Origin of the sequence: Piscinibacter sp. (genome assembly GCF_050175855.1) — a bacterium.
In the GTDB taxonomy this organism is placed as follows: Bacteria; Pseudomonadota; Gammaproteobacteria; order Burkholderiales; family Burkholderiaceae_C; genus Piscinibacter.
On sequence record NZ_JBFXIO010000077.1, the window covers coordinates 1 to 14,572 of the forward strand.

The 14,572-nt window shown below is 70.3% G+C and carries 13 protein-coding genes and 1 pseudogene; 6 read left to right on the plus strand and 8 right to left on the minus strand.

What is annotated here, in order from left to right:
* Positions 1 to 13: 13 nt before the first annotated feature.
* The 4 genes and pseudogenes from AB7U92_RS08255 to AB7U92_RS08270 form a co-directional block, all read right to left on the minus strand.
* Positions 14 to 562, minus strand: a pseudogene (locus AB7U92_RS08255) (branched-chain amino acid ABC transporter permease); the annotation flags it as partial.
* 2 nt (positions 563 to 564) lie between these two features.
* A complete protein-coding gene (locus tag AB7U92_RS08260) occupies positions 565 to 1,494 on the minus strand; it encodes a branched-chain amino acid ABC transporter permease (protein WP_428575704.1) in 930 nt (309 codons plus the stop codon).
* Positions 1,495 to 1,496: 2 nt separating this feature from the next.
* Positions 1,497 to 2,282, minus strand: coding sequence for an ABC transporter ATP-binding protein (locus tag AB7U92_RS08265; protein WP_428575705.1), 786 nt, complete (start codon positions 2,280 to 2,282; stop codon positions 1,497 to 1,499).
* Positions 2,282 to 4,228 (minus strand): AMP-dependent synthetase/ligase, encoded by a 1,947-nt coding sequence (locus tag AB7U92_RS08270; protein WP_428575706.1) that lies wholly within the window; start codon positions 4,226 to 4,228, stop codon positions 2,282 to 2,284. The genes AB7U92_RS08265 and AB7U92_RS08270 overlap by 1 nt, the downstream gene beginning before the upstream one ends.
* Before the next feature lie 147 nt (positions 4,229 to 4,375).
* Here AB7U92_RS08270 and AB7U92_RS08275 point away from each other — a divergent pair, with 147 nt between their 5' ends.
* Positions 4,376 to 5,116 carry a Crp/Fnr family transcriptional regulator gene (locus AB7U92_RS08275; protein WP_428575707.1) on the plus strand — a complete coding sequence of 247 codons (741 nt, stop codon included), beginning with the start codon at positions 4,376 to 4,378 and terminating at the stop codon, positions 5,114 to 5,116.
* Positions 5,117 to 5,211: 95 nt separating this feature from the next.
* A complete protein-coding gene (locus AB7U92_RS08280; RefSeq protein ID WP_428575708.1) occupies positions 5,212 to 5,523 on the plus strand; it encodes a hypothetical protein in 312 nt (103 codons plus the stop codon).
* Between the two features lie 11 nt (positions 5,524 to 5,534).
* Here the strand turns inward: AB7U92_RS08280 and AB7U92_RS08285 are convergent, their stop codons facing one another.
* A complete protein-coding gene (locus tag AB7U92_RS08285; protein WP_428575709.1) occupies positions 5,535 to 6,431 on the minus strand; it encodes a 5'-nucleotidase in 897 nt (298 codons plus the stop codon).
* Between the two features lie 114 nt (positions 6,432 to 6,545).
* Here AB7U92_RS08285 and AB7U92_RS08290 point away from each other — a divergent pair, with 114 nt between their 5' ends.
* The 3 genes from AB7U92_RS08290 (at position 6,546) to AB7U92_RS08300 (ending at position 10,396) form a co-directional block, all read left to right on the plus strand.
* Positions 6,546 to 6,776 carry a hypothetical protein gene (locus tag AB7U92_RS08290; RefSeq protein WP_428575710.1) on the plus strand — a complete coding sequence of 77 codons (231 nt, stop codon included), beginning with the start codon at positions 6,546 to 6,548 and terminating at the stop codon, positions 6,774 to 6,776.
* A 93-nt stretch (positions 6,777 to 6,869) separates the two neighbouring features.
* Positions 6,870 to 7,616 (plus strand): response regulator, encoded by a 747-nt coding sequence (locus AB7U92_RS08295; protein WP_428575711.1) that lies wholly within the window; start codon positions 6,870 to 6,872, stop codon positions 7,614 to 7,616.
* Complete coding sequence (locus AB7U92_RS08300; RefSeq protein WP_428575712.1) at positions 7,613 to 10,396, plus strand: hybrid sensor histidine kinase/response regulator; 2,784 nt, start codon at positions 7,613 to 7,615, stop codon at positions 10,394 to 10,396. Before AB7U92_RS08295 ends, AB7U92_RS08300 begins: the two co-directional genes overlap by 4 nt.
* On the opposite strand, the gene AB7U92_RS08305 is transcribed toward AB7U92_RS08300, so the two are convergent.
* Complete coding sequence (locus AB7U92_RS08305; RefSeq protein ID WP_428575713.1) at positions 10,397 to 10,819, minus strand: globin domain-containing protein; 423 nt, start codon at positions 10,817 to 10,819, stop codon at positions 10,397 to 10,399.
* A gap of 142 nt (positions 10,820 to 10,961) precedes the next feature.
* On the opposite strand from AB7U92_RS08305, the gene AB7U92_RS08310 reads away from it, so the two are divergent.
* The gene (locus AB7U92_RS08310) at positions 10,962 to 12,710 is read left to right on the plus strand and encodes a diguanylate cyclase domain-containing protein (RefSeq protein WP_428575714.1); all 1,749 of its coding nucleotides are present in this window, start codon (positions 10,962 to 10,964) and stop codon (positions 12,708 to 12,710) included.
* Between the two features lie 6 nt (positions 12,711 to 12,716).
* Here the strand turns inward: AB7U92_RS08310 and AB7U92_RS08315 are convergent, their stop codons facing one another.
* Both AB7U92_RS08315 and AB7U92_RS08320 read right to left on the minus strand, forming a co-directional pair.
* Positions 12,717 to 13,712 (minus strand): AAA family ATPase, encoded by a 996-nt coding sequence (locus tag AB7U92_RS08315; protein ID WP_428575715.1) that lies wholly within the window; start codon positions 13,710 to 13,712, stop codon positions 12,717 to 12,719.
* A gap of 81 nt (positions 13,713 to 13,793) precedes the next feature.
* The coding region (locus tag AB7U92_RS08320) for a response regulator (RefSeq protein ID WP_428575716.1) at positions 13,794 to 14,572 on the minus strand (779 nt) is incomplete at its 5' end.

The following is a 14,572-nucleotide window of genomic DNA, read 5'->3' on the forward strand; positions in this document are numbered from 1 at the left end:
CTCTTCCGATCTAGAGGTACTTCTGCACCGGCGTCTCGATCGGGATTCCCAGCACGTTCAGGCCGGCGACGCTGACCGAGCCCGAGGCCGAGTCGTTGGTGAACCACTTGATGCGCAGGAAGGCCCAGTCGGTGAAGAACTGCGCCGCCAGCGTGGCCACCGCGAGGTACAGGCCCTTGATGCGCAGCGACGGGATGCCGAACAGCACCCCCACCGCTGTGGCGCACGCGCCGCCGAGCAGCAGCGAGGCGATCACCGGCATGCCCTCGATGCGCACCTGGAAGTTGTAGGCGGCGTAGGCGCCCACCGCCATGAAGGCGCCGGTGCCCAGCGAGATCTGTCCGCAGTAGCCGACCAGGATGTTCAGGCCGAGCGCGGCGAGCGACAGGATCAGGAACGGGATCAGGATGGCGCGGAACAGGTACTCCGACGCCACGAAAGGCACCACCAGCGCCGCGAAGGCGATGATCGCGAAGATCGCGATGCGGTCCTGGGCGATCGGGAAGACCGCCTGGTCGGCGCGGTAGCTGGTCTTGAACTGGCCGTTTTCTCTGTACAGCATGGTCAGACCCGATCGATGATCTTTTCACCAAAGAGACCCTGCGGGCGAACCAGCAGGAACAGCAGCGCCAGCACGTAGGCGAACCAGATCTCGATGCCGCCGCCGAACATCGGGCCGATGTAGACCTCGGAGAGCTTCTCGCCCACGCCGATGATCAGCCCGCCGATGATGGCGCCGGGCACGGAGGTGAGGCCGCCGAGGATGACCACCGGCAGCGCCTTCAGCGCCACCAGCGACAGCGAGAACTGCACGCCCAGCTTGCTGCCCCAGATGATGCCGGCCACCAGTGCCACGAAACCGGCCACGCTCCAGACGATCACCCAGATGCGGTTCAGCGGGATGCCGATCGACTGCGCGGCCTGGTGGTCGTCGGCCACCGCACGCAGCGCGCGGCCGGTGGCGGTCTTCTGGAAGAACAGGCTGAGCGCCGCCACCAGCGCGGCGGCGATCACCGCGGCGTAGAGGTCTTCCTGGCTGACCAGGATGCCGCCCTGGAACACGTTCTCGAACAGGAAGATCGGGTCCTTGGGCAGGCCGACGTCGATCTTGTAGATCTGGCTGCCGAACAGCGTCTGCCCGAAGCCGTCGAGGAAGTAGGTGATGCCCAGCGTGGCCATCAGCAGCGTGATGCCCTCCTGGTTGACCAGCTTGCCCAGCACCAGCTTCTCGACGAGCCAGGCCACGGCGATCATCACCGCCATCGCGGCGACGAAGGCCAGCACGTTGCCGAGCACCTTGCTCTCGATGCCGAGGCCGGCAGGGATCCACTCCGAGAAGCGCGCCATCGCCAGCGCCGCGAACAGCACCATCGCCCCCTGCGCGAAGTTGAACACGCCCGAGGCCTTGAAGATCAGCACGAAACCCAGCGCGATCAGCGAATACAGCATGCCCGCCATCAGGCCGCCGATGAGTGTTTCGAGGAAGAAGCCCATGGTCAGTGACTCGTTCCGAGGTAGGCGTTGATGACGTCCGGGTTGGTGCGCACCTCGTCGGGCGTGCCGTCGCCGATCTTCTTGCCGTAGTCGAGCACGACCACGCGGTCGGAGATGTCCATCACCACGCCCATGTCGTGCTCGATCAGGACGATGGTGGTGCCGTACTCGTCGTTGACGTCGAGGATGAAGCGGCTCATGTCCTGCTTCTCCTCGACGTTCATGCCGGCCATCGGCTCGTCGAGCAGCAGCAGCGTCGGCTCCATCGCCAGCGCGCGGCCGAGGTCGACGCGCTTCTGCAGACCGTAGGGCAGGCGGCCCACCGGCGTCTTGCGGTAGGCCTGGATCTCGAGGAAGTCGATGATCTTCTCGACCACCTCGCGGTGCTCCATCTCCTCGCGCTCGGCGCGGCCCCAGCGGATCGCCTGCTGGAAGATGTTGCTCTTCATGCGCAGGTTGCGGCCGGTCATGATGTTGTCCAGCACACTCATGCCCTTGAACAGGGCCAGGTTCTGGAACGTGCGCGCGATGCCCGATTCGGCCACCTGGCGCGAGTTCATGTGCTTGAAGGTCTGGCCGCGCAGCGTGATCGAGCCTTCCTGCGGCGTGTAGACGCCGTTGATGCAATTGAGCATCGAGCTCTTGCCGGCGCCGTTCGGGCCGATGATGGCGCGCACCTCGTGCTCGCGCACGTTGAAGCTGATGTCGGTCAGCGCCTTCACGCCGCCGAATCGCAGGCTGATGTTCTGGACGTCGAGGATGACGTCGCCGATCTTGCGTTCTGCCATCACGCCGCCTTCTTCACCGAGGCGAACGTCTTCGCGTCCGCGATCTTCAAGGTCGCCGAGACCATGCCGGTGCGGCCGTCCTCGAACTTCACCTGCGTCTCGACGTACTGCTCGCTCTTGCCGCCGTACAGCGCGTCGACCAGCACCTGGTAGCGCTCGCCGATGAAGCCGCGGCGCACCTTGCGCGTGCGGGTGAGCTCGCCGTCGTCGGCGTCGAGCTCCTTGTGCAGGATCAGGAAGCGGCTGATCTGGCTGCCGGCGAGCATCGCATCCGCCGCCAGGTCGGCGTTGACCTTCTCCACGCATTCGCGGATCAGCTCGTACACCTCGGGCTTGCCCGCCAGGTCGGTGTACCCGGCGTAGGGCAGGTTGCGCTTCTCGGCCCAGTTGCCCACCGCCTCGAAGTCGATGTTGATGAAGGCGCACACCTTCTCGCGCTTGTCGCCGAAGGCCACGGCCTCCTTGATGTGCGGGAAGAACTTCAGCTTGTTCTCCACGTACTTGGGCGCGAACATCGCGCCGTCGTTGGCGCCGCCCATGATGCGGCCGACGTCCTTGGCGCGGTCGATGATCTTCAGGTGCCCGCCGGCGTCGAGGAAGCCGGCGTCGCCGGTGTGGTACCAGCCGTCGGCCGTCAGCACCTCGGCGGTGGCGGCCGGGTTCTTGTAGTACTCCTTGAGCAGCCCGGGCGACTTGATCAGGATCTCGCCGCTGTCGGTGAGCCTCACCTCCACGCCCTGGATCGGCACGCCCACGGTGTCGGCCTTCGCCTCATGATCGGGCTGCAGGCAGACGAACACCGCCGTCTCGGTGGAGCCGTAGAGCTGCTTGAGGTTGATGCCGATCGAGCGGTAGAAGCTGAACAGGTCGGGGCCGATCGCCTCGCCGGCGGTATAGGCCACGCGCACGCGCGACAGGCCCAGCGTGTTGCGCAGCGGGCCGTAGATCAGCAGGTTGCCGAGCTTGTAGCGCAGCCGGTCGAGCGCACCCACCGGCTTGCCGTCCATCAGCGCCGGGCCGATGCGCCGCGCCAGCGCCATGTAGTGATGGAACAGGCCGCGCTTGATCGCGCTGGCGTCCTCCATGCGGATCATCACGCTGGTCAGCAGCCCTTCGAAGACCCGCGGCGGCGCGAAGTAGTAGGTGGGCCCGATCTCCTTCAGGTCGATCGTCACCGTGGCGGCCGACTCGGGGCAGTTGACCACGTAGCCGCAGGCCAGCCACTGCGCGTAGCTGAAGATGTTCTGCCCGATCCACGCCGGCGGCAGGTAGGCCAGCACCTCCTCGTGCTCGGTGAGCTTGTCGAAATCGGCGCCGGCCTTGGCGCGGTCGAGCAGCGTGAAGTGCGTGTGCACCACGCCCTTCGGGTTGCCGGTGGTGCCGGAGGTGAAGAACATCGCCGCCACGTCCTGCGGCTGCCCCTTGGCCAGCTCGGCGTCGAAGTGCCCGGGGTTCGCCTGGTTGAAGCGGCGGCCTTCCTCGATCAGCGCATCCAGCGCGGCCAGCCCCGGCTCGCTGTAGTTGCGCAGGCCGCGTGGGTCGTCGTACCAGATCCGCCCGAGCTTGGGACACTGCTCGCGGATCTCGAGCATCTTGTCGACCTGCTCCTGGTCCTCGACGATGGCGAAGGCCACGTCGGCATTGACGATGGGGAAGACGAACTCGGCGGCGGCCGCGTCCTGGTACAGCGGGATGGGCACGGCGCCGAGCGCCTGCGCGGCGAGCATCGACGCATACAGCCGCGGGCGGTTGTCGCCGACGACGACGATGTGGTCGTCGCGCTTCAGGCCGGCGGCGGCGAAGCCGCCGGCGATGTCGCGCACCAGCTGGGCCAGGTCGGCCCAGGTGAGCGTCTGCCAGATGCCATAGACCTTCTCGCGCAGCGCCGGCGCCGTGGGGCGCTTCGCTGCGTGTTCCAGCATGAGGCGGGGAAACGTTGTCTGCACCGCGATGTCTCCTCTCGGTCCCTGCAATGTAGGAACAAGTTTGACGCCGGGTTGTCGTTGTGACGACAATCTCCGGGACACCCCCGAGGGGAGTTTCCCCAAGGCCAACGACGCTGCGCCGTCAGCGCGCCGTCAAGCTCGAGGCGCATGAGTTCTCTGCCCGCCGACCCCGCCCACCGCCCCGCGCCGCTGCGTCAGCGTGCCCGCGCACCGAGTCCTGCCGAGCTGGAGATGATCCCCTGGCTCGGCCTGCTCGACGCCACCGAACGCACCCGGGTGATCGGCGCGCTGCAGGTGGTGGAGGCCGACCCGGGCGACTTCGTCTGCAAGATCGGCCGCCAGGCCAACTACTGGTTCGGCGTGCTCGACGGGCTGCTGAAGATGAGCAACGACAGCTCGCTGGGCTTCGCCATCACCTTCACCGGCGTACCGCCGGGCGCCTGGTTCGGCGAGGGCACGCTGCTCAAGCGCGAGGTCTACCGCTACAACATCGAGCCGCTGCGCAAGAGCGTGGTGGCCGGCATCGACATCGACACCTTCGAGTGGCTGCTCGAGCGCAGCATCCCGTTCAACCGCTACGTGATGAACCAGCTCAACGAGCGGCTCGGCCAGTTCATCGCGGCGCGCGAGATCGACCGGCTCGACGACCCCGACACCCGCGTGGCGCGCAACCTGGCGGCGCTGTTCCACCCGGTGCTCTACCCCGGCGTGGGCACGCTGCTGCGCATCACCCAGCAGGAACTGGGCTACCTGGTCGGGCTGTCGCGCCAGCGGGTGAACGAGGCGCTGCGCTCGCTGCAAGCCGAGGGGCTGATCGCCATCGAATACGGCGGCGTACGCGTGCTCGACCTGCCGGCCTTGCGCCGCCACGTGCACCGCAACGCGTGAGCTTTGCCACGGCGGCGGCGCTCGCTGCGGGAATGGCGGGCGAAGCTGCCACTTTTTTCTTTGCGCCGCCGCCGGCGCCGGCCGAAGATGCTCCCATGGACAGCCAGCCCATCATCGCCAACCGCGGGGAGTTCGTCGACGCGCTGCGTGCGCTGAAGCGCGGCCACGTGCTGGTGCATGCCAGCGAGAGCTGGGGCGGCTGCTCGATCGACGGCGGGGTGGTCGGCTCGGCCTTCCGAACGCTGGCCGACTATGCGCTGATCGACGAGTTCGACAACCCCGACGGCTTCGAGCACATCCGCTACTACCGGCTCAACCGCCGCGGCCACGAGTTCGCCGCGCGGGCGCTGCAGGACTGGTCGCGCCGCCCGCTGGTCGAGCGACTGGCCGCGCGGCTGCTCGGCTGACCCGCGGTCAATCAACCGTTGACCACGCCGGCGGCCACGTGGCCGGCCGGCACATGCGGTGATGCGTTCTCGATGTGGCCGGTCTGGTCGTCGAAGAAGAAGTCGGGCTCGAACTCGCGCAGGAACTCGCCCTTGGGCAGACCGCCGAGGAACATCGCCTCGTCGACCTCGATGTGCCAGTCCATCAGCGTGCGGATGGCACGCTCGTGCGCCGGCGCGCTGCGCGCGGTGACCAGCGCGGTGCGGATGCGCATGTTCCGCCCCGGCTCGCGCTGCAGCTGCTGCAGCGCTTCCAGCAGGGGCTTGAACGGGCCGGGAGCCAGCGGCGTGGCGGCGCGCTGGTGCTCGTGGTTCTGGAAGGCGTCCAGTCCCTGGCTCTGGAACACCCGCTCGGCCTCGTCGGAGAACAGCACCGCGTCGCCGTCGAAGGCGATCCGCACCTCGTCCGGGTGGGCGTCGGAGGCGCGCGCCGACTGCGGGAAGACGCGCGCGGCCGGCACGCCGGCAGCCAGCGCCGAGCGCACGTCGGCCTCGTTGGTCGAGAGGAACAGGTTGGCCGCCAGCGGGCGCAGGTAGCGCCACGGTGATTCGCCGCGGGTGAATACGCCGCGCTGGATCGGCAGCCCGTAGTGGCGCGCCGAGCGGAAGACCCGCATGCCCGAGACCGGGTCGTTGCGCGACAGGATCACCACCTCCACGCGCGGCTGCTGCGGCGTGTTGAAGGCCAGCAGCTTGTTCACCAGCGAGAAGGCCACGCCCGGCCGGGCGGCGCGCTCCAGCCGCTCGAGCTGCAGCTGCATGTAGGCGCGATCGTCCTCGGCCTCGAAGACCTGGTTCTCCTCCTCGAAGTCGAAGAGAGCGCGGGAGGAGATGGCCACCACCAGCTGGCCGGCGAGCGAAACGGGCATGCGGACCATGATAGCGACGGCGAAACACATGAAACACGGCCGCGGCCGCGGCGAAGCGCACGCGAAACAGGGCTGGCCGACGATGTCGCCAGACCCCACCGCGAGGACGACGCCATGAACCCCTTCCTGAGCCTGATGCTTCCCAGTTCCGCCGGCTGGCCGGCTTCTGCCCGCCCGGCCACGGCGCGGCGCGCGCAGCCGCTGCCCGACATCGTGATCGACGGCGGCCGGCTCTACCGCAGCGAGTGCTTCGCCGAGGACTTGCAGGCCGCCTCCGACGCCGCACTGGCCGACCTGTTCCCGATGCTGCGTGCGCGCCGGCCGGCCGCCCGTGCGGGGCGCTGAGCCATGTTCGCCAGCGGCGCCTCGATGCAACTGCCGGCCGGCTTCGGCCGATATGATCCGCGCTCGCAAGCCCTTGCTGCCGCAATCCACGACGTGAGCGCCCCCGAGAACCAGCCCGTGGTCATGGTCGTCGACGACGAGCCGGAACTGCGCGCGCTCCTGGCCGAGTACTTCGGCCGACACGGCTTCGTGGTGCGCCAGGCCGAGGACGCCGCTGCGGCGCGCCGACTGGTGGCCGAGCGGGCGCCGGAGCTGGCCATTCTCGACGTCAACATGCCCGGCGAGAACGGCCTGTCGCTGGCTCGCTTCCTGCGCGAGGCGCATCCGGGCATGGGCCTGGTGATGCTCACCACCGCCGGGGAGTCGGTCGACCGCATCGTCGGCCTGGAACTCGGCGCCGACGACTACCTGCCCAAACCCTTCGAGATGCGCGAGCTGCTGGCCCGCGTGCGTTCGGTGCTGCGCCGCGCCGGGGCCGCGGCGTCGTCGGCTGCGGCGGCCCCTGCGGAGCCGGCCACGCGCCAGGTGCGCTTCGGCCAATGCGTGCTCGATCTCGACCAGCGCCGCCTGTTCGGCCGCGAGGGCGCCGAGGTGGAGATCAGTGCTGCCGAGTTCGACCTGCTGGCGCTGTTCGCGCGCCACCCCAACCGGCCGCTGAACCGCGACCAGATCATGGAGCAGGCGCACAACCGTGGCTGGGACGTGTTCGACCGCTCGATCGACCTGCGCATCATGCGGCTGCGCCGCAAGATCGAGCGCAACCCTGACAAGCCCGAGGTCATCAAGACGGTGCGCAACGTCGGCTACGTGTTCGTTCCGGGAGGCGAGGCCGTCTCGTGACGCTGCCGCAGCCGGTGCCGGAAGCGGCGCTGCACCGCCTGCGCCGCAGCTACGCGCTGCTGATGCTGCTGCTCGGCGCACCGGTGCTGGCCGCCGTCGTCTACGTGCTGATGCTGCAGTTCGAGATCGTCTCGATCGGCACGCAGCGTCAGATCGCGATGAGCACCGACCGCCGCGTGACGCGGCTGGATGCCGTGCTCGCCCCGCTGCGCGACAACCTGCTGCGGCTGCGTAACGCCACGCAGGCCCCGGCGATCGCCCCCGCGGTGGCGGCCGACCGCCAGTCTTTCGCGCCCACGGCCGACGGCAGCGCCTGGACGCTCGACGCACTGCCGGGGGTGCTGCGCGACTCCGCGCCACAGGTGCTGCTGGCCGGTACGCAGCGACACGACGCGGCCTGGCGCGACGCCGCCATCGGCCAGGCGGCGGTGTTCGCCCAGCAGGCACGGCTGCTCACGGCCGGACGCGTAAGCTTCCGGCGCGTGGTCTATGTCGATGCCGATGGCACGCAGGCCTGGATCTACCCCTGGACGGGCAGCGCGCAGCTGCTGGCCGAGCTGCAGGCGGACAGCGTGCCCGCGGCGCTGCAGCGGCTCGCGCAGCGCCACGCGCGCAGCGGGCTGGTGTTTCGCGACGCCGTGGCCTGGCAGCGGCAGCCCGGTGGCCTGATCGCCGCGACGGTGCCGCTGGACATCCAGGAGCGCCCTGGCGTGGTGGCCGCCGAGCTGCCGGCGGCGGCGCTCGACGCCGCGCGCGTGGAGGCCGGCATCGGCCGCTTCTGGGTGATCGACGGCGACGGCGCCGTGGTGTGGGACTACAAGGCGCGCAACGAGCCGGCCGGCTCGGCGCTCGACGGCGCACTGCCCGAGCTGCCGGCCGAGGTGCTCACGCAGGCCGCCTCGGCACCACTGGCGGTGCGCAGCGGCGCGCTGCTGTTGTCGGCCCGACCCTCGTCGGTGGCGCCGTGGCGCGCGATCTACGCCAGCGACGATGCCCACGTGCGCCGCCTGGTGATGGCCGACGTCGGCCCCTACGCCGTCGGCGGCGCCGCGCTGCTGCTGCTGTTCCTCGGCACCGCCGCCGTGCTGTGGCGGCGCTACGCGCTGCCCTCATTGCGGCTGGTCGACTACCTGCACCGCAAGGCGCTCGACCCGCAGGCGCAGGAGCCCGTGCTGCCGTCGGCCTGGGCCCCCTGGGCGCAACTCACCCGCGACACCTTCGACGCCGCGCGCACGGCCCGTGAAGGCGAGCAGCGTGCCGAGGCACTGAAGTCGGCCATCGTCGACCACGCCCTGGCGGCGATCATTTCCACCGACGCGCATGGTCGCATCGTCGAGTTCAATCCCGCCGCCGAAGCCATGTTCGGCCGCCGGCGTGCCGAGGTGCTGGGCCGCTCCGTGATGGAGACCATCGTGCCGCCGCGGCACCGCGCCGGGCACGAGGCGGCGATCAGCGCGCTGCGCGAGGGCGGCGCGCTCGACACCCTGGGCCGGCGCACCGAGATGATCGCCATGCACGCCGAAGGCCGCGAGTTCCCGGTCGAGGTGGTGATCTGGCGCACGGCGCTGGGCGGCGAGGCGCATTTCACCGCCTCGCTGACCGACCTGTCGGAGCGCCGCGCCGCCGCCGAGCAGATCGAACGCCAGCGCGAGGCGCTGCGCCAGAGCGAGAAGCTCTCCGCGATGGGCAGTCTGCTGGCCGGCGTGGCCCACGAACTGAACAACCCGCTGGCCATCGTGATGGGCCGCGCCAGCCTGCTGGAAGAGAAGTGCGAGGGCTCGCCCGAGCTGCAGGGCGACGCGCGGCGCATCCGCGAGGCCGCCGAGCGTTGCGGCCGCATCGTGCGCACCTTCCTGAACATGGCCCGCGCCAAGCCGGCCGAGCGGCGCAACGTGCAGCTCAACGACCTGGCGCGCGCTGCGGCCGACATGCTGGCCTACACCTTCCGCAGCCACGGCATCGAGCTGCAGCTCGAGCTCGGGCCCGAGCTGCCCGAGGTCAGCGCCGACGCCGACCAGATCGGCCAGGTGGTGCTCAACCTGCTCGTCAATGCGCAGCAGGCCGTCGCGTCGGTGCCGCCGGGCGAACCGCGCCGCGTGAAGCTCTCGACCGGCGTCGAGGCGCGGCGCAGCAACCGCGAGCCGCGCGTCTGGCTGCGCGTGTCCGACTCCGGGCCGGGCGTGCCGCCGGCCCTGCACGAGAAGATCTTCGAGCCCTTCTTCACCACCAAGCCCGAGGGCATCGGCACCGGTCTGGGCCTGGCTGTTTCACGCTCTCTGGTGCGCGACCATGGCGGCCAGCTCGGCCTGGAGATCAGCGCCAGCGGCGCGGTGTTCCGCATGAGCCTGCCGATCAGCGGCCAGCCGGGCGAAGTCACCGAGCCCGGCGCGCTCACCGGCATGGACGGTTCCGGCCCGGCGCGGGTGCTGGTGGTCGACGACGAGGCCGAGATCGCCGAGTTGATGCGCGCCATGCTCGAGGGCGCCGGCTTCGAGGTGGCCACGGCAGAGTCGGGTGCGGTGGCGCTGGAGCTGCTCGAGGCAGCGCGTTTCGACGCCGTGGTGTCCGACCTGCGGATGCCCGACATGGACGGCGCGGCGCTGTGGCGCGCGTTGAAGGCCCGCTGGCCGCTGCTGGCGCAGCGCGTGCTCTTCGTCACCGGCGACACGCTCTCGCCCGGCGCCGAGGCCTTCCTCGCCGAGGCGGGTTGCGCGAGCCTGGACAAGCCCTTCTCGCGCGGCGACCTGGTCGACCGCGTGGCCACGTTGCTGATGCGCTGATCAGGCGGCGCGGCGGTCGGCATTCGCCGCGGCGACCATCGTCGTGCTGACCAGCGTGTACATCGCGCTCCAGGCCTCCCGGGTGGCGTCGTCGAAGTCGTCGCCCAGGGCCTCGGCCAGCGTCGTGATCAGCGCCTGGCCCACCTTGCGGTAGTCGCCCGGCTGGACGCCGTAGCCGGCGTGGCGGGTGCCGAGCTGGGCGAGCACCGGCAGCAGCGACTGCGGATGGTCGAGCAGCCTGACTGCGGCGCCGATCATCTCCATCAGCCGACGGCCCTGGCTGCCCAGGTCGCCGCGGAACAGCGGGCGCAGTTCGGGCGATTGCTCGAAGAGCGTGCGATAGAAGAGGGCGGCAGCGTGTTCGGCCGCCGGTGCGATCTGGTCGAAGCTGCGCCGGATCAGCTCGGCATGGTGGGCTTGCATCGTCATCTCTGAGGGACTGGCGCCCATCGGGCGGTGTCGACAGCATCGCTGCGTGCCGTTGCACGCCGGTTTCGCGCGGCGTCCGGGCCGGTTTCATGGGTTGTGGCCTCAAGTGAACGGGCGGGCGGCCGAAGAGCAAGAGATGGGCCGAACCGCCATGCTCCTGCGCTGCTGCTGCGCCGCCTTGCTGTGGGCGCTCGTGGCCGCGCCTGCTGTGGCGGCCCCGCTGCTGCTCGACGCCCGCACCGGCCAGGCCGATGCCTGGCCGGTCGTGCGCATGCTGGCGGATGCCTCCGGCCAGTCGACGGCACAGGACATGCTCGCCCGCCGAAAGGAGTTCGCGGCACCGATCGGGCCGCGCGCGAACCTCGGCCTGCGCCCCGAGGCCATCTGGCTGCTCGTACCGCTGCGCACCGACGCGCAGGCCCCGCGGCGCTGGGTGCTCTCGGTGGACTATGCGTCGATCGACCGCATTGAGCTGTACCTGCCCTCGGCCCAGGGACCGGGCGAGCCGATTCGGCTGGGCCGCGAGCTGCCGTTCGCGCAACGCCCGCTGCCCAGCGCAGTGCATGCCGCTACGATCGAACTGGAGCCGGGGCGCGACCTCGAGCTGCTGCTGCGGGTGACGACGCGCAGCACCATGGCGCTGCCGATCACGATCTGGGCGCCCGATGCGTTCCACGCCGCCGAGGCCCGGCGCCAGTTCCTGCAGGGGCTGATGGCCGGCGCCATGCTCTGCCTCCTGCTGTACAGCCTCACGCAGTGGGTCAGCCTGCGCGACGCGATGTTTCTCCAGTACGCGGTGACCATCGCCGGAACCGGAGTGTTCTTCGTCGCCTATTCCGGCCTCGGGCCGCAGCACCTGTGGGGCAACAGCGCATGGCTCAGCCAGCATGCGGCGCCGTTGTCGGTGCTGGTGGCCATCGTCGGCGGCAGCCTGTTCATCGAACGGGTACTGGCCGTCGGTGAACTCCAGCCTCGCCTGTCGCGCGGGCTGAAGCTGCTGGCTGTGGCGGCAGGGGCGACAGCGCTGAGCTACACGCTCGGCCTGGTCGACTACCGCGTGGCACAGCGCCTGGCCACCTTGTTCGGGCCGCTGCCCATGCTCATGGCGATGCCGGTGGCCTGGAAGCGAGCCCGCCATGGCGAACGCATCGGCCTGTACATGCTGGCCGGCTGGGGCGCCTACGGGCTGTCCACACTCACCATGGCCGCGCTGCTGCGCGGCTGGATCGATATGACGCCATGGAGCGAGCATGCCTTCCAGGCCGGGGCGATGATCGAGATGGCGATGTGGATGCGCGTGCTCGGCGTGCGCATCGAGGAGCTGCGGGCCTCGGCGCAACGCGCCCACGTGGAACGCGACGCGCTGCGCTCTCTGGCGCTGACCGATGCGCTGACGGGCCTGCCCAACCGCCGCGGACTCTCCGACGTGCTCGCCCGGTCGCTGGCGGAATGCACGCCGGATCGCATGACGGCGGTCTACCTGATCGATCTCGACGGCTTCAAGCCGATCAACGACAGCCTCGGCCACGAGGCCGGCGACGAGGTGCTGGTCGGCGTGGCGCAGCGCCTGCGGTCGCTGCTGCGCGCCAGTGACACCGTGGCGCGGCTGGGCGGCGACGAGTTCGTCGTCGTCGCCAGCGGGCTGTCGGGCGACGGCGATGCGCAGGCACTCGGGCGCAAGCTGCTCGACGGCTTCCGCGAGCCGTTCGTCGCCGCGGGCCAGCCCTGCCGGGTGGGCCTGACGATCGGCTATGCGCTGGCGCCGCTGGACGGTCGTGGCGCCGACGAACTGCTGCGGCGCGCCGACGAGGCCATGTACGCCGGCAAGCAGGCCGGCCGCGACTGCCTGCGGCGAGGACGGATGGCCGAGCTGGCCAGCGCCTGACGGGCCCTACTGCACGAACCCGATCGTGCTGCGCTTGCCCGACGGCTCGGGCAGGTCGCGCGGCAGGATGTGGTCACGCCGGTCCAGCTTGGCGTTGCCGAAGCCGGTCATCCAGGCGCGGCGCATCTCGCGCGGGGCCATTCCGGCCATCTGGTCGAGCACTTCGGCGCGCGGTTCCGGTTCGAAGCGCGAGCCCCAGTCGTGTTCCGCGCGGATGCCGGCGTAGAGCTTGAAGGCGATACGGCGGGCGGCCTCGAAGTCGGGCGCCTGCACCTCGTACACGTTCATGCGATTGAGGATGGGCTCGGGGATGCTGCGCTCGTCGTTGGCGGTGGCCACCCAGATCAGCTGGCTGGCGTCGATCGGCACCTCGGCGAACTCGTCGACGAAGGCCTGCGCGGTGTCGTGCTCGAGCAGGCTGTACAGCGCGCCGAGCGGGTCGTAGGCGTGCTCGCCGCCGGCCTTGTCGATCTCGTCGACCACCATCACCGGGTTGGCGTACTGGCCGTCGACCAGCGTCTCGAACACCTTGCCGGGGCGCGCGCCCTTCCACTGACTGGAGGCGCCGGAGAGCACCCAGCCGGCGGTCATCGAACTCATCGAGATGAAGCCCATGCCGGTGCCCAGCAGGTGCGACAGCGCGCGCGCGAAGTGCGTCTTGCCCACGCCCGGGGGGCCGAGCAGCAGCAGCGGTGTGATCTCCAGCGCGTCGCGGCTGTCCTCGCACAGCGCGAGCTGGCGCTTCACGTCGTCGAGCACCTCGGCGAAGTTGGGCAGGTCGTCGTAGAGATGGTCCATCGAGGGCAGCCCCGAGGGCTTGACCTGGAAGCGCTCCGGCCCCTTCTCGAGCATGCGCTCATACGTGGAGCGCAGGCCCTCGTGCTCCTTGGGCGGGAGCTTGTCGAGCCGGCGCTCGACGTCACCCACGCGGTACACGTGGCGCATGTGCGCGATCGGCAGGCCGCTGCGCGGCACGGTCACGAGATCATTCGACGAAGCCATCGAGCGAACCTCCAGATCCACGACGTCTCGCTGTCATTGAAGCAAAGCGACCCGGCCGCGAGACTTCGAACAAACCCCGAATCACCCGTCAGTTGCTTGCACGACGCGTGCCAGCAGCGCGGCGAGCTGGCCCTGTTCCACCGGCTTGGGCAGGAAGCCGTCCATGCCGGCGGCGATGCAGTCTTCGCGGGCCTGCTCGTCGCTGGCGGCCGTCATCGCCACCACGGTGACGCGCGGGCGCTGCCCGCGCGACTCGACCTCGCGCCAGCGGCGTGTGCACGTCAGGCCGTCGAGCACCGGCATCTGGCAATCCATCAGCACGAGGTCGAATTCGTGCTCGGCCAGGCGCTGCAGGGCCTGCTCTCCGTCGCCGGCCAGCACCACCCGTGCGCCGAGCCGCTCGAGCAGCGATTGCGCCACCAGCTGGTTGACGAGGTTGTCTTCCACCAGCAGCACCCGCGCCGGCCGAGTGCCACCGCTCGGGCCCGGCATGTCGATGTCCATCCGGCCGCTGTCCACGGGCGGCGGGCCGAGCGCGCGGTTCAATGCCTCGATCACCTGGGTGGGCGAGGCCGGCCGGTACAGGGGCACCAGCTCGCGCGGCATCGAGCGCGCGTCGACCGCGGCGCCGACCAGCAGCACGCCGCGCTCGCCGCTGGCCGCCAGCCGGTCGGCCAGGGCAGCGGTGTCGAGCCCATGGGCGGGCAGCGCCTGACCGTCGCACAGCAGCACGCGGCGCGCACCCGGCGCCAGCGGCACCGCCGGCACGGGCAGGGTCTCGAAGTGCGTGCAGGCGCCGCCATGGCGGCGCACCAGCTCGGCCAGGTCGTCGCGCCGGCTGCGGCTCATGCCGACGAGGT

Bases quoted from the DNA above. Each gene is read 5' to 3' on its own strand.
- AB7U92_RS08315 (WP_428575715.1), bottom strand. From the start codon at position 13,712: ATGGCTTCGTCGAATGATCTCGTGACCGTGCCGCGCAGCGGCCTGCCG.
- AB7U92_RS08260 (WP_428575704.1), bottom strand. From the start codon at position 1,494: ATGGGCTTCTTCCTCGAAACACTCATCGGCGGCCTGATGGCGGGCATG.
- AB7U92_RS08290 (WP_428575710.1), top strand. From the start codon at position 6,546: ATGAACCCCTTCCTGAGCCTGATGCTTCCCAGTTCCGCCGGCTGGCCG.
- AB7U92_RS08265 (WP_428575705.1), bottom strand. From the start codon at position 2,282: ATGGCAGAACGCAAGATCGGCGACGTCATCCTCGACGTCCAGAACATC.
- AB7U92_RS08280 (WP_428575708.1), top strand. From the start codon at position 5,212: ATGGACAGCCAGCCCATCATCGCCAACCGCGGGGAGTTCGTCGACGCG.
- AB7U92_RS08275 (WP_428575707.1), top strand. From the start codon at position 4,376: ATGAGTTCTCTGCCCGCCGACCCCGCCCACCGCCCCGCGCCGCTGCGT.
- AB7U92_RS08310 (WP_428575714.1), top strand. From the start codon at position 10,962: ATGGGCCGAACCGCCATGCTCCTGCGCTGCTGCTGCGCCGCCTTGCTG.
- AB7U92_RS08285 (WP_428575709.1), bottom strand. From the start codon at position 6,431: ATGCCCGTTTCGCTCGCCGGCCAGCTGGTGGTGGCCATCTCCTCCCGC.
- AB7U92_RS08305 (WP_428575713.1), bottom strand. From the start codon at position 10,819: ATGCAAGCCCACCATGCCGAGCTGATCCGGCGCAGCTTCGACCAGATC.